Genomic DNA, 21,311 nt, shown 5'->3' on the forward strand with positions numbered 1-21,311 from the left:
GGAAAGACGGCACGGCCATACGCCGGCGCGCAGTCGCTCTTCGTCGGCGCCGGAGAATCGCGTCCACGCTCACACCGCCGACCATGGCACCACGACGGGCTGGTCGGCGGCGCCGCCGCGCCAGGCCGTGATGCGGAACACCTGGGCGAGCGGACCTTCGCCGAGCGCCTCCTCGGGCGTGCCGTCGATCACCAGGCGGCCGGCGGCGAGCACCAGCACCCGGTCGGCGAAGCGGGCCGCGAGGCCGAGATCGTGAGTCACGACGAGGACGAGCGCGCCGGCGCGTGCCGTGCGCTGCAGGAGACCGAGCACCTCGAGCTGATAATAGGGATCGAGCGAGGCGACCGGCTCGTCGGCCAGCACCACGGGCGCCTCGACGGCCAGCATGCGGGCGAGCGCGACGCGGCTCTTCTCGCCGCCGGACAGTTCGGTGACGGGGCGATCGGCGAGCGCATCGAGATCGGCGATCCGCATGGCGCGGGCCACGGCCTCCGCGTCGTGACGCGAGAGCCGCGCCGGATCGACGGCGCCGTGCGGATAGCGGCCGAGCGCCACGACGTCACGCACCGGCAGCGGCCAATGCACCACGTGCCCCTGCGGCAGATAAGCGAATCTCTTGGCTCGTTCGCGCGGCGCCAACGACGTCACGGCTTCGCCGCCGACCGTCAGCAGCCCGCGCGACCGCACGAGCCCGGCGAGCGCACGCAGAAGCGTCGTCTTGCCGGCGCCGTTGGGACCGACCAGCGCGATCAGGTTTCCGCGCGATGCCGTGAGAGAGACGTCCGCGATCACGTCGCGCCCGCCGACCGCGACGATCAGATTCTCGGCGACCAGATAGGGCGCCGTCACGACACGCCTCCGCCGAGCGAGCGGCGCTCGCGCACGATCAGCCACAGGAAGAACGGCACGCCGATCAGCGCGGTGAGCACACCGACCCGCACGCTGGTGGTCGCCGGCAGCAGCCGCACCGCGATGTCGGCGGCGGTGAGCAGCACGGCACCGAGCAGCGCGCTCGGCACCAGCAGGCGGGCCGGATCGGGGCCGACCAGCGGGCGGGCGAGATGCGGGCCGACGAGGCCGATGAAGCCGATCGTGCCCGACACCGCGACCGAGCCGCCGACCCCGAGCGCGACGCCGAGAATCACGAGAAGCCGCGTGCGGGCGACGTCGACGCCGAGACTCGCGGCCGTCTCCTCGCCGAGGCTCAGCACCCGGAAGGCGTGGCGCTGCGACAGCAGGAGCGCGCCGCCGGCGAGCACGAAGGGCAGCGCCAGCGCGACGTGGCGCATGCTGCGGTCCTCCAGCGAGCCGAGCAGCCAGAACGAGATCTCCAGCGCCGCGAACGGATTTTTGGCCAGATTCATGGTCAGGGCCGTGCCGGCGCCGGCCAGCGCCGAGAGCGCGAGCCCGGCGAGGATCAACAAGAGCAGGCTCGCATTGCGGCCGGCGACGGCCAGCAGCACGAACACCGACACGAAGGCGGCCGCGATGGCGGCGAGCGGCAGCGCGAAGGAGAGCACGTCGGCGAGCCCGGTGGCGATCACCAGCACGGCCCCGAACGCCGCCGCCTGCGGCGCGCCGAACAATTCCGGCGCGGCGAGCGGGTTGCGCAGCAGGCCCTGCAGGGCGGCGCCGGCGAGGCCGAGAACGGCGCCGACCGCGACGCCGAGGATCGCCCGCGGCAGCCGGATCTCCTGGACGATGATGCGGCTCTCCTCGCTGCCGCCGCCGAACAGCGCCGCCGCGACCTCGGCGGGCGACAGCCGCACCGAGCCGAGACCGAGCGACAGCAGCACCAGCACGGCGAGGAGCGCCGAGAGGGCGAGGATCACGGATGCCCGACGGCGCGATGCGTCGCGGGCGGTGTTTTCACGGACCATGTCGCGGGAGCGGTCCCGCTGCGCGAGCGGGTCGGCGACGGCGGTGCGGGCCGCGTCGGACAGCTTCAAGGGAAATCCTCCGTCGACCCACCGTCGAACGAACGTGCCTGTCGCCGGCCGGTCTCCTGGCTCGCGGATCAGGTCTCGTCCGCCTTCCCGGCCGCGGCGGCCAGTGGCGTTCGGACGAGGAGCTCCGCTCACAGTTGCGGGGGCAGCCGCGGTTTCGAACGCTTCCGCATCGGAAGACGCCCTTACCGTGTTCCCGTTTCACCTCCGGATGGAGGCACCGACGACATCGGCGTTAAACCACGCCGGGCTTTTGGGCACAAGGACGGGGCCGAACGGGCTGGACGGCACCGGGATGGTTCCCTCTCCCCGGGTGCGGGGAGAGGGTGGCTCGCCGCGCAGCGGCGAGTCGGGTGAGGNGTGAGGCTTCGGCCGCGACTGGGCTTTTTCCCTCTCCCCGCCGTGCGGGGAGAGGGTGGCTCGCCGCGCAGCGGCGAGTCGGGTGAGGGGGCGTCTCCGCAAGGCAGAGACTCGCGTGAGCCCGGACTCGCGGCGACGCCCCCTCACCCGACAACCGCGCTTATCGCGCGATTGTCGACCTCTCCCCGCACAGCGGGGAGAGGTGAGCTGGGGCCGCTCGTGACGCGACGGTGGTCTCGGTGTATGCCGCGCCCGCAATGACCGCCGCGATCCCGCGGTGCCGGGTGCCGCGATGCTGGACGTCTCCGACCGTCTTCTCGTTCTCGTTCTCGCCGCCGCACTGGAGGCGTGGGTCGCCTATCCGGATGTCGCGTTCCGGGCGATCGGCCATCCGGTGTCGTGGATCGGCGCGCTGATCGCCCGGCTCGACCAGACCCTCAACCGGCCGGGGTGGCCCGACGCGGTGCGACGCGGCGCCGGCGTCCTCACGGTCGCGCTGCTGCTCATTGTCGCCGTCGTGGCCGGCGCCACGCTCGACGGGCTCGCAGCGGCAATCCGACCGGTCGGCCTCGTCGTGACGGTGATCGCGGTCGCGGTGCTGATCGCCGCCGGCAGTCTCGACCGCCACGTGCGGGCGGTCGCCGACGCGCTCGATCGCGACGGGCTCGCCGGCGGCCGCCGGGCCGTGTCGATGATCGTCGGGCGCGATCCGGCGACGCTCGACGAGGCCGCGGTGTGCCGCGCCGCCATCGAGAGCCTGGCCGAGAACGCCTCCGACGGCGTCACGGCGCCGGCCTTCTGGTTCCTCATCGCCGGGCTGCCCGGCATGCTGGCCTACAAGGCGATCAACACGGCCGACTCGATGATCGGCCACAAGACGGCGCGGCATCGTGCCTTCGGCTGGGCGGCGGCGCGGCTGGACGATCTCGTCAACCTGCCGGCCTCCCGGCTCACCGGCCTGATGCTGGTCGCGGCGGCCTTCGTCGTGCCGGGCGCATCGGCCCGCGGGGCGTGGACCGCGCTGCGCCGCGACGCCGGCCGGCACACCTCGCCGAACGCCGGCTGGCCGGAGGCCGCGATGGCCGGCGCGCTCGGCCTGCGGCTCGCAGGCCCCCGCGTCTACGGCGGCAACCGGGTCGAGGCCGCCTGGATGGGCGACGGCCGCGCCGCGGCGACACCGGCCGACATCCGCCGCGCGATACTGCTGTTCCGGGTGGCGTTCGGCGGGACCGCGGCTCTCCTGGCGGTCATCGCCATCCCGATGATGATCTGATCACGACAGCGGCGGGCTGCAACGTCCCTCACGCCGGCACGTAGCGGCGCCAGTTGTCGGTGCGCAGCGGCATCTCGGCGAACGTCTTGCGGCGGTCGGCGGCGCGGCCGATCAGGTCGCGCGCACTCACGTCCTTGCGGTCGAGATAGGCCGCGAGCGCGGCGAGCGAGTCCGAGAGGACCTCGAAGCCGCGCAGCATCACGGCGGACGACATCTCCACGGCGCTGGCGCCGGCCAGCATCATGCGGGCGACGTCGAGTCCGCTCTGCGCCCCGTTGGTGCCGATCAGCGGCGCCTCCGCGCCGAGCCTCGCGCGAGACAGCGCCAGCCACTGGCAGGTGAGGGGCAGGTTCCAGTGCCCGCCGACGCCGAGCGTGGTGCCGAGCATCGGTTCGAAGGTCTCGACATCGGGGATCAGACCGAGCGAACGGCCCGCCATCACGACGGCCTCGCCGCCGGCCGCGACGGCCGCCGCCGCGAGCTCCGGCACGCGCTCGCTCTGGCCCGTGATCTTGATCCACAGCGGGATCGTCACGGCGGCCCGCACGGCCCCGACGATGGTGGTGATGCGGGCCGGATCGAGCTCGGTCGCCACCGCGCCGGGCGCCTGGCTCGCATAGGGCGTGCCGATGTTCAGCTCGAGCACCCGAATGCCGGCCGCCTCCACCTGCCGGGCCATGGCGACGCAGGCGTCGAGATCGGCGAGGATCAGGCTCGCCACCGCGTAGGAGTCGAACGCCCTCGCCTCGCGGTCGAGCATCGCGGTCTGGTCGAGCCACGCCTCGAAGGAGAGCGGCGACAGGCCGGACCGGCAGGCGATGAAGGCGTGCGCCGGCGCGTCCTTGCTCCACGGGATCGGTCGCCACGCGTCGTCCAGCACCATGTACTCGGCGGCCTGGAGCTGACGGCGCGCCGCCTGCGACTCGTTGGTTGACTTCACCACCACGGCGCCGACGCCGGCTTTGAGCGCACGGCGCACGCCCTCCCGATCGATCAGATGCTCGGCCGATCCGGCGATCAGCGGGTTCTTCAACGCCACCCGGCCGATCGCCGTGCGCAGACGCTCGCTCATCCGGCTCCCCGTTCGCTTCTTGTTGTTCGCGATCACAAAACGATGCGAACCATCATAGGCGAAGCAAGGGCGGCTGGAAACCGCTCGGATCCGGGCGAGCGAGGTGGTCCTCCGGACTTGCGAGATTGTTCCGTGACCGCGAACAGACCCAGCGATGGCGACGTGTTCTGACCGGCGGAAAGAATCAGGCGGCCAGCCCTCGGACGGCCCGCCGCTCAGTCCACCACGCCTCCAGCGCGCCGAGATCGGCCGGCAGCATCAGGGCGAGATCGCCGGCGAACACGGCCCAGGCCTCCTCGGCCTTCGGGGTGACCACGCAGGCGACCGGCACGCCGGCCGCCACGGCCGCCTGGAACGCCGCCGTGAGCCCGCCGCGTTCGGCCTCCTGGCCGCCGAACCGGCTGAGGATGACGAGATCGACGCCCTGCGCGATCTGCCGCTCGACGCCGGCGCAGGCGCGCGCCAGACCCGAGGTGTCGAGATTGCAGGCCTCCGAGCCGGGACCGAGATCCTGGTGGATGCCGATCACCTCGCCGGACGCGAGGTCGCGCAGCGCGCCGCCGCAGCCACAGGCCTCGCCGCCATGCCCGCCGTGACTGTGCGGACCGCCTCGCGTCGTGCCGTCCGGCGCCGGCGCGACGACCAGCCCGACGACCGAAAGTCCCTCGGACATGCGGGCCTGGGCAAAGGCGATCAGCACGTCGGAGGCCCCGGTACCGGGGCCGCCGCGGATCGCGGCGATCAGCGGAAACGCGCCGGCCGTGCCCGGAGCCGCTATCGGCATCACGCGGGTGGAAGAAGAATCAGTGCACATCGGGCCGTCCTCGCCGGGCGTGATCCTGTAGCCGCTCGGGCACAGGATACCATCGCCCCACGACTGCACAACCCGCGGGCCTGCCCAAGACTTCGTCACGCACGACGGGCAGGAGTTCGCCCGGACCTCCGGCAGCAGACTTGCGAAGGGGCACACCGTCTCGGCGGCGACCAACACCTCGTCGAGCCAGCGGCCGGCGACGTCCTCGGCGAGCTCCTTACCCGATGCATCGTGCAGGCCGCGCGGCGCCACGGCGCGGGCGCCGAGGCTTTCCAGCAGCTCCTGGAACGTGCGGCCGCCGAAGTTGAAGGTCTCGGCATACTGACTGTCGCCGAGCCCGAACACGGCGAAGCGCTTTCCCGCGAGCGACGGCCGCGCCGCCGCCAGCGCGGCGTGGAACGGCTTCGCCGAGGCCGGCAGCTCGCCGTCCCCGTAGGTCGAGGTGACGATCAGAAAGAGCGCGTCGGTGTCGAACACCGACGGACCGGCGCCGTCCATGGCGACGACCTTGACGTGATGATCCGCCGAGAGGCGGTCGGCCAGGTCCTCGGCCAGCATCTCGGCGTTTCCGGTCTCGGTTCCGTAGAGAATCACGATGGTCATGGGTCAGGCCGCGCGGTGGACGTGGACGATCATGTCGGACGTGGAGCAGAGCTTCAAGCGCGCCCGGCCGGGCGGCGCCGCCGCCGTCTCGGCGGCCTCGATGTGCTTCCAATGCGCATAGGACACCGGCGTCACGCCGGCGGCCGCGAGACGCGCGAGAAGGCCGGCGCGCCCAGCGCGGGGGCTCGACGTGACCTCGGTGGTCGTGAGCGTGGCTGCAACCGTGTCGACCAACAGCTTCGCGTCGCGCCGCGCCTCCGGGATGGTGCCGACGGCGCCGCCGCGGAACCAGCCGACCGCGAACAGCCGCTCGCCGATCCGATGCGGCAGCGCGCCGGCGCCGTCGCCGGCCGACACGCCCACCGGATCGATCAGCGCGGCGCGGGAGTCGCAGCAGAAGCCGATCGCCGTGATCACGCTGGTCGCGGGCAGAGTCAGGCTCGCTCCATCGGCGGTCCTGAACCGCATCGCCTGCACGGCGCCGGCCGCGTCGCCGAGGATCTCGTCGGGCGAAAAACCGAACCGGAAGCGCACGACGCGGCGCGCATCGGCCGGGCCGGCACCATGGATCACCTTCAGGGCCGCGAGCCGCGCAGCCGCCTCGGCCGGCGCGTCCACGTCGAGATCGCCATGCACCTCGATACGGGCACCGGCGAGATGCGCCATCTCCTTGATCAGCGCCGGATCGAACCGGCAGGCGGCGGCGGAACCGCGCCCGACGACGTCGATGGTCTCGATGCCGCAGACGTCGAGCGCCGTGGCGCGGGCCGGATCGAGATCGCTGCCGGAGAACTCGTCCGGAGTCTTCGCCAGCAGGCGGGCGATGTCGAGCGCGACATTGCCGGCACCGACCACGACGACGTTGCGCCCGAGCGCCGGCGGTGTCGCGGGCTCACTCGGATGGCTGTTGATCCACCGCGTCAGCGCGCCGCTCGTGATCACACCGGCGAGCCTCTCGCCCGGCACGCCGAGCCGGCGATCGACCGAGAGCCCCGCCGCCAGCACCACCGCATCGTAGAGGCCGAGCAGCGCGGCGAGCGACACGTCGCGGCCGATCTCGACGTTGCCGTGAAAGCCGACGCCGTCGCGCTCGAACAGCCGCTCGAACTGCCGGGTCACGGCCTTGGTGCCCTGATGATCGGGCGCGACGCCGTACCGGATCAGCCCGTGCGGCACGGGGAGCTTCTCGATCACGTCGACGACCGCGCCCGGCACCGCCTTCACCAGCGCCTGCGCCGAGAACAGGCCGGACGGGCCGGCGCCGACGACCGCGATCTGACGAGGTCCGCTCATGCTCCGCCTCCGAGAACCGACGCGGCCCACGGATACGGCCGCTCGCTCGTGTCCACGTACCACGACTTCTGGCTCATGTAGGCGCGCAGCCCGTCGCGCCCCTTCTCGCGGCCGAGGCCCGAGTCCTTCACGCCGCCGAACGGCGTCGCGATCGAGAACTGCTTGTAGGTGTTCACCCACACGGTCCCGGCCTGGACGGCACTCCCGACGCGCCGCGCGCGCAAAAGATCGCGCGTCCAGATCCCGCAGGCGAGGCCGAAGTCGTTGTCGTTGGCGACCGCGATCGCCTCCGCCTCGTCGTCGAACGGCATTACGACCAGCACCGGGCCGAAGATCTCCTCGCGGCAGATGCGCGCTGCGTTGCTCACGCCCGCCAGGATGGTCGGAGCGAAATAGATGCCCTGATCATAGACGTCGCCGCGCGGCGGCGCGCCGCCGGTGAGGAGGGTCGCGCCCTCCTCCAACCCAATCTTGACGTAGTCCGCGACGCTGTCGCGGTGGTCGTCATGAATCAGCGGGGCGACCTGGGTGGCCGGATCGAACGGATGGCCGATGACCAGCCGCTCGGTCGCAGCGACCAGCCGCGCGACGAACTGCTCGTAGATCGCGCGCTCGACCAGCAGGCGCGAGCCGGCGATGCAGGACTGGCCACTCGACGAGAAGATGCCGAACAGCACGCCGGCGATCGCGACGTCGAGATCGGCGTCGGCGAACACGATGGTCGCCGACTTGCCGCCGAGCTCGAGCGATACCGGCATCATCTTGTCGGCCGCCTTGCAGGCGATGCCGCGCCCGACCTCGGTGCCGCCCGTGAACGACACCTTTCCCACCGCCGGATGCCCGACGAGTAGATCGCCGACCACGCTGCCGGAGCCGGGCAGGACCGAGAACAGACCCTTCGGCAGCCCCGACGCCTCGACGATGCGGGCGAGTTCGAGCGAGACCAGCGGGCTCCACGACGCGGGCTTCAGGAGCACGGCATTGCCGGCGGCGAGGGCCGGGGCGACTTTTTGCGCATCGCTCGCGATCGGCGAGTTCCACGGCGTGATCGCCGCGACGACGCCGATCGGCTCGTGCGCCGAAACGGAGAGATAGTCGCCACGCGCCGGCGTCAGCGCGTCCTCCGCCGTCTCCAGCACGGCGGCGAAGTAACGGAACGTGCCGGCGGCGCTGAGCGCCAGCGCCTTCGTCTCCTTCAGCGTCTTGCCGGTGTCGCGGCTCTGGACGTGGGCGATGCGGTCGGCGCTGTCGGCAATGCCCTGCGCGATGCGATAGAGATAGGTCGCGCGCTCGTGGGCCCTCAGGTTCCGCCAGGCCGGATCGCGCTGCGCCGCCTCGGCGCGGTCGATCGCCTCCAGCACGTCCTCGCGCGAGGCGCCGTGCAGCACCCGGTTGAGGCTGCGGTCGGCCGGGAAGATCGACGTGATCTCGGCGCCGCGCCCGGGCCGCCATTCGCCGCCGATAGAGAGGAGATCGGGCGGCATCTTGTCGTCGGCGATCAGCATCTCTTTTACGTCTCCCAGGATCCGCGCGTCCTGATCACGCGCCGCCGCCGGCGGCGCCGGCGGGCGGCCCACCGAACGGCTCGGCGAACGGACCGATCGCCGTCATGTCGACCTCGAGCAGCACCGGGCCCTTGGTCTCCAGGGCGCGCGCAAAGGCGGGCTCGAACGCCTCGACGGTACCGACCCGCACATGGGCGAGTCCGATCGAGCCGGCGAAGGCGCCGAAGTCGGGCGTGCGCAGCGTGCTGAAGCCGTAGCGGCTGCCGTACTGCGCGTCCTGGATGTTGCGGATGACCTGGTAGCTCCTGTCGTTCATCAGCACGAAGACGATGTCGCTCTCCTCCTCCACGGCGGTGAGCAGCTCGGAGAGGTTGAGCATCGCGCCGCCGTCGCCGACCAGCGCCACGGTCTTGGCGTCGGGCGACGCGCAGGCGGCGCCGACCGCCATGGCGATGCCCATGCCGATGCCGCCGCCGAGCGCATGCACGCCGAGATGCCGCGCGCCGATCGCCACATACCGGTTGCCGAACGTGGAGTTGGCGATGGTGACGTCGCGGACGAACGGGTGCCCGCCCGGACCGACCCGCGCCAGCATCGCGTCGGCAATCACCTGATAAGGTCCGAGCCGGGTACGCAGCGCGCCCTCGGCGCGGGCACGCGCGACGCTCACCTCATAGCCGAAGCCGGGATCGACCTCGAGCGTCTCGGGGAGACGCGCCAGCAGGCCTTCGAGCACCAGGCGTGCATCCGCCGCAATGCCGAGATCGACCGCGTAGTTGCGCCCGATGCGGCTCGCATCGGCGTCGACCTGGACGAGCGGCGAGGGCAGCACCAGGGCGCCGTCGCGCGTCTCGTTACCGCGCAGCCGCGAGCCGACCACGATCATCAGATCGGCGCGGCGATAGACGCCTTGCGCCTCCGGCGTCATGTTGAAGGCGCCGAGACTGCGGGCGTGCCCTTCCGGCACCACGGCGCGGCCATTGGTGGAGGTGACGGCGCAGAAGCCGCGCTCGACCAGCGCGGTCGCGGCCTCGGCCGCCCCGCGCGCGCCGCCGCCGAGCCACAGCATCGGCCGCTTCGCCGCCTTCACCAGCGCGGCGAGCTGATCGAGCTCGTCGTCGTTCGGCGCCGTCCGCGGAACGTTGAGCGAGACCCGCTTCGGGATGCGGGCGAGCGCGCGCTGGATGTCGACCGGCAGCTCGACGCTGACCGGGCCGGTCGGTGCGGTGAGCGCGGCGGTCGCGGCGGCCTTCAGCACGCCCAGCGCGTCGTTGGCGTCCCACACGCGAAAATAGCTCTTGGAGATCGCCTTGAGCATGTCGGGCTGGCGCGGCACGTCGTGGATGGCGGCGCGGTCGCGGTCCGCCCACGGGCTGTCGACCTGGGTCGTGATGTGCAGCACCGGCGCGCCGGCGGTGAGCGCCTCGACTTGCGAGCCGGCCGCGTTCGCGGCGGCCGTGCCGGTCGACGTGATCACGACACCGAGCGCGCCCGAGACCCGTGCGTAGGCGTCCGCCATGCTCATCGCGCCCGCCTCGCCGCGCGCCGGAACGAAGCGGATGCGGCGCTGGCGGAAGATCGCGTCGAGGATCGGCATGTTGTGGATCGAGATGACGCCGAACACGGTGCGGACGCCGATCTCGGCCAGGAACCGCGCGACGAGATCGCCGACCGGCTCCTCGGCGAGGCTCTCCTCGATGCGCGACAGCGGCAGCGAAATGGTCATGCTGGGGGTCCTAGATGAATCGTGACACGCCGCCCGAGACCTCGAGCTGGGCGCCGGTGACGTAGCTGGCCGCGGGCGAGCCGAGGAACAGGATGGCGCGGGCTGCCTCGGCCGGATCGCCGAGCCGGCCGAGCGGAATGCCTTTTTCGCGCGCCAGCGCCGCGAACCATTTTTCACGCGACTCGGTCGTTCCGGCGGCATCGTAGCGGCGCTGCCACTGACCCGAGTCGACGAGACCGATCAGGATGGCATTGACCCGGATGCGCGGTGCGAGCTCGCGGGCCAGCGACTTCAGGAGGCTCTGCACCCCGGCACGCGCCGCCGAGGTGCAGACCATGTGCGGTTCCGGCTGGTAGGCGAGCAGCGAGTTGACGCCGACGATCGCCGGCGAATCGCTTTCGTCGAGCAGTGGCCGGAACGCACGGATCGGATGAATCTGGCTGAAGAACTTCAGCTCGAGCTCGTCGCGCCAGTCGTCGTCCGTCGTGTCCGCGAAGGTCGAGACCCGCCCCTGCCCGGCATTGTTGACGAGCAGATCACATCGCCCGCGCCACTCCCGCACGCCTTGCGCAAACGCCTCCACCTCGGCCTTCACCAGCACGTCGCAGCGCTGCGCCAGCACGCGGGCCGCGCCGTGGCGGGCGGTCAGCTCCGCCGCAGCGGCGGCGAGGCGGGTGGCGTCACGCCCACACAACGCGACGTCCGCACCCTCGTCGAGCAGCAGGCGGCAGGCGGCGAGTCCGATCCCGGAGCTGCCTCCGGTGACCACGGCGACGCGACCCGACAGGCCGAGATCCATCCGATCAGCTCCGCGCCGGGAAGCCGACGTCGGGACGGCCCTGCATGACGGCGCGCATCGCCGGCGTCGGCGGACCGGCCGTCATCCACACGTCCATCTTTTCCGGCACGTCGCGCGGCCACACCTGCGGCTCGTGCGTCGCCTCGTCGATCTGCTGCACCTCGGTGGTGAACTCGATGACGAAGCCCGACGGCGAGACGAAGTACGCGAACGGGTTGTTGCCCGGCCCGTGCCGGCCCGGCCCCCAGGCCGGCGCCTGGCCGAGCGTCTTCATGCGGCCGATGCCGCGCATGAAGGAATCGATGCTCGGCATCTCGAAGGCGACGTGATTGACGCTCGGATAGGTGCTCTGGTTCAGCGCGATCGAGTGGTGGTCGGCGGCGATCCGCAGGAACACCATCTGGGCGGCCGAGTAGTCGCTGATCCGCATGCCGAGCACATCGATGTAGAAGTCGCGGGTGCGCTCCATCTGCGGCGTGTTGAGCACGACATGCGTCACCTTGCGGGGCTTGGCGATGTCGTCCTCGGTGTCGTTGTGCTGCGCCACGCCGGTGACGAAGCGCAGCCGGCGCTTGTCCGGATCGAGCACCATGAAGCCGAAGCCGCCGCCGGGTGTCGTCACCTCGGCCGGCGCGCCGAGCACGTCGACGCCCTTGGCGACGAGACCGGCGTGCAGCCGCTCGACATTCTCGCGGCTCGCCACCGCGAAGTTGACGTAGTCGACGCCGAACACGTCGTCGTCGCGCAGTGCATAGATGTATTGCTCGGGCCCCGTGCCGCGGAAATAGAGCATTCCGTTCTCCTGCGCGGTCGGCACGAGGCCCCAGTTCTTCACGTAGAAGTCGCGGGTCGCGGTCGCGCCGGTGGCGCGCATCGCGATGCCGCGCATGTGACTGATCAGGCCGCTCGTCATGCGGTTCTCCTTCGTGTCGTCGGCGCTGCCGGCGCGGCCGGCTTCGCCACGTGGCCGAGGCGCTTCGAGATCTCGTCGGCGGCCGCGCGCACCGCCTCGCCGATGCGGCTGCGGCGTCCGGGCTCCGCGGAAAACACCTGCGCCGGACCGGTGACGTTCACGGCGGCGACCGGCTCGCCGGTGCGGTCGAAGATCGGCCCGGCGAACGAGCTGACGCCCGAAACGTAATGGCTTTCGCTCCAGGCGAGCCCGGCGGCACGATCGGCCGCGAGCATCGCCTTGAAGGCGTCGAGCGTGCGCGGCGAATGCTTGGAATACGACGTGAAGGCGAGACCGCCGAACACGCGATCGATCTTCTCGTCGGGCCAGAACGCCACGATGATGCGGCCGAGCGTCGTCGCATAGGCCGGCACGCGGCTGCCGACATGAATGTTGCTGGCGAGCGGCACGTTCGGCACCTGGCGGACCAGATAGAGCGCGTCGGTGCCGTCGAGCACGCCGACATGGGCCGAGAGGCCGACCGACTCGGCGAGATGGGTGACGACCGGCATCGCCGTCTGCACCAGATCCTGCGAGTAGGAGGCGCCGGCCGCGATGCCGACCAGACCGAGGCCGATGCGATAGCCGTCGCCCTGCGGGCGACGCTCGATGAAACGCTCGGCCTCCAACGTCTGCAGGAGCCGCATCAGCGTGGTGCGGTTGATGGCGAGGGCGCGCGCCGTGCGGCTCATGTTGGTGACCGGATCGCCGTCGGCGATGGCGCGCAGGAGCCGGATCGCCCGCTCGACCGGCGGCACGCCGACCGCGGCGGAAGCGGGGCTGTCGGGCAGGAGGAGATCGCTCATTCCCGGCCTCCGTCGATGCCGAGATGCGACGCGAGCTTCGCGATCAGCGCGGCCACGATGTTTGGTCGCTCCTGCGGCAGCGCGTGGCCGGCGCCGTCGACCAGCACAAGATCGTCACGAACGCGTGCGACCGGCGCGACCGCGGACGCCACCGTCGCGGACTGCGCCGACGGCGTGATGCGGTCCTCGGCCCCGCAGGCGACCAGCACCGGACAGGTGAGCGCCGCGACGTCGTCGATCAGCCGGCCGCAGCCGAGCATGCGGCTCGCCTGGCCGTAGCCCGGCATCGCCACGCTCGCCATTGCACGGGTGACGGCCGGCAGCACCGTGACGTCGGAGACCAGGCGCGGCGCGCGCAACCGCGCGAACTCCTCCGGCCCGAGCCGATCGAGATCGGATAGACGGGCCGCGACACTCTCGGGGAGATAGCCGCCAGGCGCAGTGCCGTAGCCGACCGCGGGCGACAGCAGCAGAACGCCGGCCACGTGCTCCGGGTGATTTCGTGCGAAAGCGGCCGCCATCAGGGCGCCGAGCGAATGGCCGACCACGATCGCCGGACCGATGCCGAGCGCCGAGAGCAGCCCAGCGAGCCGCTCGGCGTAGTCCGCGGCCGACGGCCACGCGGCCGCGAGCGGGACCGAGGTGCCGTAGCCCGGCGCGTCCCAGGCGATCACGTCGAAGCGTGCGTCGAGCGCCTCCATCAGTGGAACGAAGGACGCGGCGTCGCTGCCGATGCCGTGCAGCAGCACGACCGGCACGGCCTTGTCGCGTCCCGGCCGGTGCAGGTAGGCGATGCCGTCCGCGCGACCGCCGACGATGCCCTGCGCGGCCGCGCCCGTGGTCTCCAGGATGCGTGCTGCGCCGCTCATGTGAACACGAACCCGGCGGAGACCGGCAGCACCTGACCGGTCAGCGGCAGGGCGCCTTCGCTGAGCAGGAAGGCGACGACGTCGACGATGTCCTCCGGCGTCTGCGGGCCCGGCACGGCGCGGCCGTTCTCATAGAGCTGGTGCCGCTCCGCCGGCACGTAGTCGGTCGCCTCGCAGCGCATGATGCCGGGCGCCACCGCCGTGACGGCGATGCCCCGCGGCCCGAGCTCGCGGGCGAGCGAGCGGGTCATCGCCATCACGGCGCCCTTGCTGGCCGTGTAGGCGAGCAGCTTCGGCGCGCCCCAGAGGGCCGTATCCGACGCCAGATTGACGATGCGGCCGCCGCGGCCCATCAGCGGCGCGAGCGCCCGCGTCACCAGCCAGGTGCCGCGCACGTTCACGCGCTGGACCCGGTCCCACAGGTCGAGATCGATCTCGTCGAAGAGCTTGCCGCCGACATTGGTGGCGATCGCCGCGTTGTTGACGAGGCCGTCGATCGTCTCGTCCTGCGCCATGATCGCTTCAGCGAAGCGCGTGACCGACTCCGGCTCGCCGAGATCGACCGGCACGAAGCGCGCATCGATGTTCTGACGCACCAGCGCGGCCGTCGTCGCCTCGCCGGCCTCGACCCGAATGTCGGCCAGGATCAGGCGCGCGCCGCGGCGGCCACAGGCCTCCGCGATGGCGCGCCCGACCCCGCGGGCCGCTCCGGTGACGACGATGGTGCGTCCGTTCAGCATGCGCCCTGCCCGCCTCCGCGCGTCACGTCCACTCAGACCGCCGTGCGCGAAGCGGCGGCGTCTTCGGCGGCGATCTGCGCCTTGGCGGCACGGGTGAGCATCTGGCGCATGCGCGAGACGCCGATGTCGTGCTGATAGAGCATCTCGCGCATGCGGGCGTCGTCCGGCATGTCCTCCAGCATCTCGCGGTCCTGCTCGAGCACGTGCCAATGCCGCTCCTCCAGCATGGCGCGATAGAGGAAACGCCACGCCTGCCGCGCGAGGCCGTCGATCTTGCGCATGCGCCAGAAGAAGACGTAGCAGTGCGTCTCGTCGATCGGCGTGGTGAAGCCGATGATGCGGAACACGCTGCCGGGACCGGCCGCCTTCGGATAGGGGATGTCGAGGCGGCAATAGGTCTGCGCCTCGGTGACCACCATGTGGGTCCAGTCGAAGTTCTCGCCCTGCTGCTGCACGCGCGAGACGACGAAGCCGTCGTCGGTGCGGTCGAGCTTCATCAGATCCTGCTTGGCGCCATAGGCGAGCGTGAAGCTCTGCGCGTGCAGGTAGCAGCCGTGCATCGGGTCGGCGAGGTTGTCGAGCGCGTAGCGATAGTTGCAGCCCCAGCGCGACATGCACAGGAAGCCCTCCCACGCCTCGTCGAGGAACTCGGCCGGCGCCTGGAACGGCGGCGCGGTCGGGCGCTCGGCGCTCGGCATGTAGACGAACACGCAGTCGCGCATCTCGTGCACCGTGAACGACTCGATGGCGCGGCGGCCTTCGAGCGCGCATTCCGGCATCGCCGGCACCTGGACGATGGTGCCGGTGCCGTCGAGGATCACGCCGTGATAACGACAGGCGATGTTGCCCTCGTGCACCTCGCCGCGCGACAGCTTGGCGCCGCGATGCGGGCAGAAGTCCTCCAGGCACTTCACCTTGCCGGCGGCGTCGCGCCACAGCACGAGGTTGCGCCCCAGGATGGCGACGCCGTGCGGCCGCCCCGGCTTCACCTGCACGGACTTCGCGGCGGCGTACCACTGGCCGAGCAGGCCCTGGTTGATGCGGCGTTCGATGCGGTCCTTGAGATCCGTGGACATGTGCTGCTCCGGGACGGCCTGTCGGTTCTGCGGGTGGTCAGTTCTTCGGCCGCTTGACCTTGGACAGCGGGTGGTCCTCCGGATAGGTCGGCGTCTCCGGCTTGGTGGAGCCGATGATCACCAGCATCAGCGCCTCCTCGATGCCCTCGTTGACGAGGCCGCGATACATGCCGGGCGGCACCGAGATGAGATCGCGCTCGCCGAGCACCGCCTCGAAGCGCTGGCCCTGGTGCTCGATCATGAAGCGCAGCTTGCGGCCGCGCAGCACGAAGAACACCTCCTCGGCATCCGTGTGGAGATGCAGCGGGCCCTCGCAGCCGGCCGGCAGCACCATGGTCGAGAAGGTGAAGTGCTCGGCCGGGACGACGTTGTCGTCGTGCGCCACGCCGGTCGCGCCGGTGCCGATGTAGCGCATCTGGGCGCGGCGATACTTCGGGTCGTAGTCGGCCTGGAACTTCAGCGCGTTCCAGTCGAGCTTGCGGGTGTCGTAGCGAGCGATGCGCGACTCGAGCCACTGCTCGAAGGTCTTGCCCTCGGGGATCGTCACGTCCTCGGGCATGATCTCGGCCATCTTCACGGGCTGGTTCATGGACCTCTCCTTCGGCTCTGCTCCGCCACGTCAGTGGCTGGCACGGGGGATGTAGTGGAGGACGCGCTTCTCGATCGCGGCGACCGCCATGTAGAGCGCGATGCCGATCACGGTCAGCAGGATGATGGCGTTGAACACCATCGCGGTGTTGGCCTGGCCTTCGCCATAGGTGATCAGGAAGCCGAGCCCGACATTGCCGCCGACGAACTCGCCGACCGTGACGCCGATGACGGCGAGCGTCGCGCCGATGCGCAGGCCCGCCATCAGGGCCGGCATCGAGGACGGGAACTCGATCTTCCAGAAGATCGCGGCCCGGCTCATGTTGTAGGCGCGGGCGAGATTGACGAGGTCGCGATCGACCGTCTTCATCGACTGGAGCACGTTGACGAGGATCGGGAAGAACACGATCAGCAGGGTGACCAGCAGCTTCGGCCACGCCGTGTAGCCGAACCACATGATGAACAGCGGCGCGAAGGCGACCTTGGGGGCGATCTGCAGGGTGAGCAGATAGGGCGAGATCGCCCGCTCCCACATGGCCGAGAGACCGAGCGCGTAGCCGAAGGCCGCGCCGAAGGCGCTGCCCAGCGCGAAGCCGACCACCGACACCCACAGCGTGGTGAAGAAGTGGCGGGCGAGGTTCTCCTGCGCGACCATGCGGCCGAACTCGGCGAGGCAGTCGCCGAGCGTCGGGATGATGTAGCGCGGCACCCCGAGCAGCGGCGGCGCGTACTGCCAAGCGGCGAGCACCACCACGGCGATCGTCAACGTCAGGGCGATGTCCGGCGCCATCTGGGCGAGCGACGCGTTCGCGGCCGCGAGTCGGCGTCTCGTGCGGCCCGAGGCGGCGTCGGCGTCGAGAACGTTCACGCTCATCGGATCGCTCCCGCTCACTTGACGAACTGGTTGGTGTAGAGCTCGGCGACCGGCACGGCCGTCTGCACGATGCCGTTGTCGACGTAGAACTTCTGCACGGCGGCGATGCGCTTCGGATCGAGCTTGCCGAGCTCCGTCGGGTCCTCGGTGCGATACACGAGCGTGTTGTAGCGCTGCATGATGTCGAGGATCTGCGCCTCGCGGCCGGCGTGCTGCGGCATCGCCTTCACGTATTCGGCGGCCGCCTTCTTGGGGTCGGACTGGATGTCGCGCACCGCCTTCAGGGTCGCCCGCACGAAGCCCTCCACCACCTTCGGCTTCTTGGCGATGGTCTCGTCGGAGGCGAGCAGCGCCTGCGCCATCGCCGGGAAGATCTTGGTGATCGGATAGATGTCGACGCCGATGCCGGCCTCCTCGATCGCCGCGGTCCATTCCGGCACGCCCGAGATGGCGGCGAGGTCGCCGGAGATCATCAGCTTAACCATGCCGGCGGGGCCGACCGCCTCGATCGAGACGTCCTCCTTCTTCAGGCCGGCGCTGGCGAGGGCGGCGAGCGCGTTGTAGTAGGTCGTGTCCTGGAACGAGAGCACGCCGATCTTCTTGCCCTTCAGCTCGGCGAGCGACTTCACGCCGGCGTCCTTGCGCACGATGATCTGGGTGAGCGCCTGGCCGCCGAGTACCGCGACCGCCTTCACGGGCAGGCCGTTAGCGCGGACGATCACGGGCGTGTCGCCGATGCCGCCGCCGAGCTCGGCATTGCCGACCGCGACCTGCTTGGCGACGTCGGCGCCGCCCTTGCCGACCTGGAACGTCACGTCGAGCCCCTCGGCCGCGTAGTAGCCGCGCGCCTGCGCGAGCTGGAACGGCGCGAAAGCCGGCAGCACGCCGGGTGCCGGGAACAGATAGGTCATCTTCTCGGCGGCCTGCGCCGTCGTCGCGGCGAGCAGCAGGGCCGCGCCGGCGGCCAGTCGGATCGGCAGGGAGGGCATCGGGGGTCTCCTTGATGGCCCGGCGGGGGTCTTCGGTCGCGGTCGTCAGTCCCGGAAGAACAGCTCGCGGAGAGTCTCAGGCGGCGCGCTCGGCGAGATGCAGGGTGTTGAACAGATGATCGATGTACTCGTGGGCGCGCGGCATGCGGCCGCGCCCCATCGGATCGCCGCGCTGCGGCAGATCGATCGGAAGCTCCTCGACGAGCCGGCCAGGCCGCTCGCTCATCACGACGACGCGGTCCGACATCAGCACGGCCTCGGCGAGATCGTGCGTGATCAGCACCGTTGTGACACCGGTCGCCACGATGGTGCGGGCGAAACTCTCCTGCAGGATCATCTTGGTCTGCGCATCGAGCGCCGAGAACGGCTCGTCGAGCAACACCACGTCGGGCTCGACCGCGAGCGTGCGGGCGAGCGCGGCGCGCTGGCGCATGCCGCCGGAAAGCTGATGCGGGTAATGGTGCGCGAAGTCGGCGAGACGGCAACGCTCCAGCTCGCGCATCGCCCGCTCGCGCCGCTCGGCCTGCGCGATGCCGCGCGACTCGAGGCCAAACTCGACGTTGGACACGATGGTGCGCCACGGCAGCAGCAGATCCTTCTGCAGCATGAAGCCGACATGCCGGGTAGGCCCGGTGACGCGCTCGCCGCCGATTCGCACCTCGCCCTCGCTCGGCCCGTCGAGACCGGCGACCATGTTGAGGATCGTGCTCTTGCCGCAGCCGGACGGACCGACAACGGCGACGATCTCGCCGGCGCCGACATGGAAGGTCAGCTTCTCGACGGCCGTGAACTCGTCGCGCTTGCCGGCGATCGGGAAGCGCTTGGTCACGCCGATGAAGTCAAGCGCCAAAACCATGAGCCGCGTAAGCCTCGTCGAGAGATGCGTTGATGGCGGTCAGCTCGGCCTCAAGCAGATCAACGGTCCAGGTCGTCGACCGGCTCGCCGGCGCGACGATCTGCTGCGCGGAGAGCTGCTGCGCGACGGCGGCGAAGTCGTGCGTGCCGGCCGCGAAGATGCGCTCGAGCGCGACGGCGAGCGCCGCCTCGTCGGCGCCGAGGTCACGTCCACGGGACTGATGCGCGAGGTCGGAATGCGGTCTGGGCATCGGGGGTCGCCTGTTCGCTGCCGCTCGTTCGGGCCTGTTCATTATTGAACAGATCGTTCAATGATGAATAGGCTAGGGTCGGACCTGCGGCGTCGTCAAGCTCAATTCCGCATCAATACGTATGCCGCAGTGCGAGTTTGTTGTGCGGCGCAATGGGCGGCCGCGAGCAGCCGCGGCCCGACCACGCCCGGCGGTGCGGGCAGTTGCGACGTGATCAGTTCGTGGAATCTTGTGGGGTGGGCAAAGGCGCGCCGCAGGCGCGTCGTGCCCACGCGGTCGTGACGAACCGGACCGGACGGCGTGGGCACGTCGCGTTCCGCGCCTTTGCCCACCCTACGCTCGATGCGTTCCTGTCAGCTCCAGCGATAGCCGAAGCTGCGGATGCCGGAGAGCGCGGGCTGGCCGGAGAGGAGGCGCGGCAGCTTGACGCCGGTGAGCCAGGTGCGGCCGTGCACCTCCATGCCGGCGGTGTTGCAGCGGCCGTCGAACTGGGCGTCGTGACACCACAGGCCGCCGAAGCACTCGTTGTCCTCGAACGAGGCCGGCCCATGGAAGCGGGTGCGCTCGAGCGACAGATTGCCGAGAACCTGCAGGCGGTCGAGAAACGCCGCGCCGTGGAACGCGGCGAGATCGAAGTCGCCGACGCCGTGAAACTCGCTGCCCGAGAAGGTGGCGTCGCCCATGAAGGTCGCGCCGTCGAACCGCGCGTCGTTGCCGAACACGGCGCCGGAGAAGTCGACCTTCATGGCGAACCGGCAGTCGCGAAACCACGCGAGCCCGCCGAATACGGCGCCGCGCGCGATCACGGGCGCCTCGAAGCGCGTGCCGGTGAGATCGACATTGCCGATCCGGGCGCCGGCGAGATCGAGCGGCTCGTCGACGACGAGGCCACGCAGGTCGCAGGCGTGTCCGACGGTGAGCGGCGCCGTCATGGCGGCGCGCAGTTCGGCGGCTCTCATGTGGTCTCCTGTTCGGATGTCACACGCGGGGGCTTTTCTTGGTCGGAGTCTTGGTCCGAGACGGTTGCTTCGCGGCGGGCCGGGCGCGCCGGGGCGCGCGATCCTCGGACGCCGCCGCCGACTTGGCAAGATCGATGCCGGATCGCCCGGGGTCGGCCGCACCGGAGGAGACATGCCCGAGTCGCGCGGAAATCTCCGCCGCCGCCTCGCGCACCGCGACGCCGAGCCGCGCCTTGGCGGCGCCGGCCGCGGGAAACTGGCCGCTCGGTCCGGTCACGTTGATGGCGGCGACGACGGCCCCCGCAGGACCGAGCACGGCGGCGGCGACCGAGTCGATGCCGGGCTCGAAGTTCTCGCGGCTCCAGGCGAGGCCGGCGGCGCGATCGGCGGCGATCTGGGCCTCGAGCTTGGCCAGCGTCGTCGCCGTCTTGTCGGTGAAGGCCTTCAGGGCGCCGCGGCCGTAGAGCGCCGTCACGGCGGCCGCCGGCAGATGTGCCAGGATGATCCGCCCCATGGTGGTCGCATGGGCGGGCAGCCGGCTGCCGACCCGGATGTTGCTGACCACCGGTAGGTCGGGCGCGCGGCGCAGCAGATAGAGCACGTCGTGGCCGTCAAGCACGCCGAGATGGGCCGAGAGGCCGAACGTCTCGGACAGGCGCGCGAGCACGGGCGTGGCGACCTGCACCAGATCCTGACCCGCGAGCGCGCGCGCCGCGAGGCCGATGAAGCCGACGCCGACCTGGAAGCCATCGCCGCCCGGACGCCGCTCGATGAAGCGTTCCGCCTCCAGCGTGCACAGGAGCCGGATCAGCGTGGTGCGGTTGATGCCGAGCGCCTTGGCCGTGACGCTGGTGTTGGTCACCGCGTCGCCCTCGACGACGGCGCGCAGGAGCCGCACGGCGCGCTGCGCCGGCGGCGCGATGTAGAGCGTCTCGGACTTGCGCGGCGGCATCGGCCCGGC

The 21,311-nt window shown here is 71.0% G+C and carries 21 protein-coding genes and 1 riboswitch; of the genes, 1 reads left to right on the forward strand and 20 read right to left on the reverse strand.

The window, feature by feature from the left end; translation table 11 throughout:
- Positions 1 to 69 precede the first annotated feature (69 nt).
- Positions 70 to 849, reverse strand: coding sequence for an ATP-binding cassette domain-containing protein (locus tag CCR97_RS20135; RefSeq protein WP_201159782.1), 780 nt, complete (start codon positions 847 to 849; stop codon positions 70 to 72).
- A complete protein-coding gene (locus tag CCR97_RS20140) occupies positions 846 to 1,880 on the reverse strand; it encodes a FecCD family ABC transporter permease (protein ID WP_111360484.1) in 1,035 nt (344 codons plus the stop codon). The genes CCR97_RS20135 and CCR97_RS20140 overlap by 4 nt, the downstream gene beginning before the upstream one ends.
- A gap of 98 nt (positions 1,881 to 1,978) precedes the next feature.
- A riboswitch (cobalamin riboswitch) is annotated at positions 1,979 to 2,186 on the reverse strand.
- Between the two features lie 412 nt (positions 2,187 to 2,598).
- On the opposite strand from CCR97_RS20140, the gene cbiB reads away from it, so the two are divergent.
- Positions 2,599 to 3,579 carry an adenosylcobinamide-phosphate synthase CbiB gene (gene cbiB, locus CCR97_RS20145; RefSeq protein ID WP_201159783.1) on the forward strand — a complete coding sequence of 327 codons (981 nt, stop codon included), beginning with the start codon at positions 2,599 to 2,601 and terminating at the stop codon, positions 3,577 to 3,579.
- 28 nt (positions 3,580 to 3,607) lie between these two features.
- Here cbiB and CCR97_RS20150 read toward each other — a convergent pair whose 3' ends face one another.
- The 18 genes from CCR97_RS20150 to CCR97_RS20240 form a co-directional block, all read right to left on the reverse strand.
- Entirely contained in the window at positions 3,608 to 4,651 is a 1,044-nt protein-coding gene (locus tag CCR97_RS20150) for a beta/alpha barrel domain-containing protein (protein ID WP_111360460.1), read from the reverse strand.
- 184 nt (positions 4,652 to 4,835) lie between these two features.
- Complete coding sequence (locus CCR97_RS31840) at positions 4,836 to 6,068, reverse strand: DUF2478 domain-containing protein (protein WP_244670581.1); 1,233 nt, start codon at positions 6,066 to 6,068, stop codon at positions 4,836 to 4,838.
- A gap of 3 nt (positions 6,069 to 6,071) precedes the next feature.
- Positions 6,072 to 7,361 (reverse strand): FAD-dependent oxidoreductase, encoded by a 1,290-nt coding sequence (locus tag CCR97_RS20165; protein WP_111357308.1) that lies wholly within the window; start codon positions 7,359 to 7,361, stop codon positions 6,072 to 6,074.
- Positions 7,358 to 8,866 (reverse strand): aldehyde dehydrogenase, encoded by a 1,509-nt coding sequence (locus CCR97_RS20170; RefSeq protein ID WP_201159784.1) that lies wholly within the window; start codon positions 8,864 to 8,866, stop codon positions 7,358 to 7,360. Before CCR97_RS20170 ends, CCR97_RS20165 begins: the two co-directional genes overlap by 4 nt.
- Positions 8,867 to 8,900: 34 nt before the next feature.
- The gene (locus CCR97_RS20175; RefSeq protein ID WP_111357309.1) at positions 8,901 to 10,592 is read right to left on the reverse strand and encodes a thiamine pyrophosphate-binding protein; all 1,692 of its coding nucleotides are present in this window, start codon (positions 10,590 to 10,592) and stop codon (positions 8,901 to 8,903) included.
- A 10-nt stretch (positions 10,593 to 10,602) separates the two neighbouring features.
- Entirely contained in the window at positions 10,603 to 11,391 is a 789-nt protein-coding gene (locus tag CCR97_RS20180) for an SDR family oxidoreductase (RefSeq protein ID WP_111357310.1), read from the reverse strand.
- Positions 11,392 to 11,395: 4 nt separating this feature from the next.
- Positions 11,396 to 12,304, reverse strand: a complete 909-nt coding sequence (locus tag CCR97_RS20185) for a VOC family protein (RefSeq protein WP_111357311.1) — start codon at positions 12,302 to 12,304, stop codon at positions 11,396 to 11,398.
- Entirely contained in the window at positions 12,301 to 13,149 is an 849-nt protein-coding gene (locus CCR97_RS20190) for an IclR family transcriptional regulator (protein WP_111357312.1), read from the reverse strand. The genes CCR97_RS20185 and CCR97_RS20190 overlap by 4 nt, the downstream gene beginning before the upstream one ends.
- A complete protein-coding gene (locus CCR97_RS20195) occupies positions 13,146 to 14,018 on the reverse strand; it encodes an alpha/beta fold hydrolase (protein WP_111357313.1) in 873 nt (290 codons plus the stop codon). The genes CCR97_RS20190 and CCR97_RS20195 overlap by 4 nt, the downstream gene beginning before the upstream one ends.
- Positions 14,015 to 14,758 (reverse strand): SDR family oxidoreductase, encoded by a 744-nt coding sequence (locus tag CCR97_RS20200; RefSeq protein WP_111357314.1) that lies wholly within the window; start codon positions 14,756 to 14,758, stop codon positions 14,015 to 14,017. Before CCR97_RS20200 ends, CCR97_RS20195 begins: the two co-directional genes overlap by 4 nt.
- Before the next feature lie 32 nt (positions 14,759 to 14,790).
- Positions 14,791 to 15,834: an aromatic ring-hydroxylating oxygenase subunit alpha gene (locus CCR97_RS20205; RefSeq protein WP_111357315.1), complete on the reverse strand. Its 1,044-nt coding sequence runs from the start codon at positions 15,832 to 15,834 to the stop codon at positions 14,791 to 14,793.
- Between the two features lie 37 nt (positions 15,835 to 15,871).
- Positions 15,872 to 16,423, reverse strand: a complete 552-nt coding sequence (locus tag CCR97_RS20210; protein ID WP_338049121.1) for a cupin domain-containing protein — start codon at positions 16,421 to 16,423, stop codon at positions 15,872 to 15,874.
- Between the two features lie 30 nt (positions 16,424 to 16,453).
- Complete coding sequence (locus tag CCR97_RS20215) at positions 16,454 to 17,296, reverse strand: ABC transporter permease (RefSeq protein WP_111357316.1); 843 nt, start codon at positions 17,294 to 17,296, stop codon at positions 16,454 to 16,456.
- Positions 17,297 to 17,310: 14 nt separating this feature from the next.
- Positions 17,311 to 18,285 (reverse strand): ABC transporter substrate-binding protein, encoded by a 975-nt coding sequence (locus tag CCR97_RS20220; RefSeq protein ID WP_111357317.1) that lies wholly within the window; start codon positions 18,283 to 18,285, stop codon positions 17,311 to 17,313.
- A gap of 76 nt (positions 18,286 to 18,361) precedes the next feature.
- Complete coding sequence (locus tag CCR97_RS20225) at positions 18,362 to 19,141, reverse strand: ABC transporter ATP-binding protein (protein WP_111357318.1); 780 nt, start codon at positions 19,139 to 19,141, stop codon at positions 18,362 to 18,364.
- A complete protein-coding gene (locus CCR97_RS20230) occupies positions 19,125 to 19,391 on the reverse strand; it encodes a recombinase-like helix-turn-helix domain-containing protein (RefSeq protein ID WP_111357319.1) in 267 nt (88 codons plus the stop codon). The genes CCR97_RS20225 and CCR97_RS20230 overlap by 17 nt, the downstream gene beginning before the upstream one ends.
- Before the next feature lie 353 nt (positions 19,392 to 19,744).
- Complete coding sequence (locus CCR97_RS20235; RefSeq protein ID WP_170145649.1) at positions 19,745 to 20,350, reverse strand: pentapeptide repeat-containing protein; 606 nt, start codon at positions 20,348 to 20,350, stop codon at positions 19,745 to 19,747.
- Positions 20,351 to 20,369: 19 nt separating this feature from the next.
- Entirely contained in the window at positions 20,370 to 21,302 is a 933-nt protein-coding gene (locus CCR97_RS20240) for an IclR family transcriptional regulator (protein ID WP_111355149.1), read from the reverse strand.
- Positions 21,303 to 21,311 lie beyond the last annotated feature (9 nt).

The sequence above is a fragment of the Rhodoplanes elegans genome (assembly GCF_016653355.1).
Classification (GTDB): domain Bacteria; phylum Pseudomonadota; class Alphaproteobacteria; order Rhizobiales; family Xanthobacteraceae; genus Rhodoplanes; species Rhodoplanes elegans.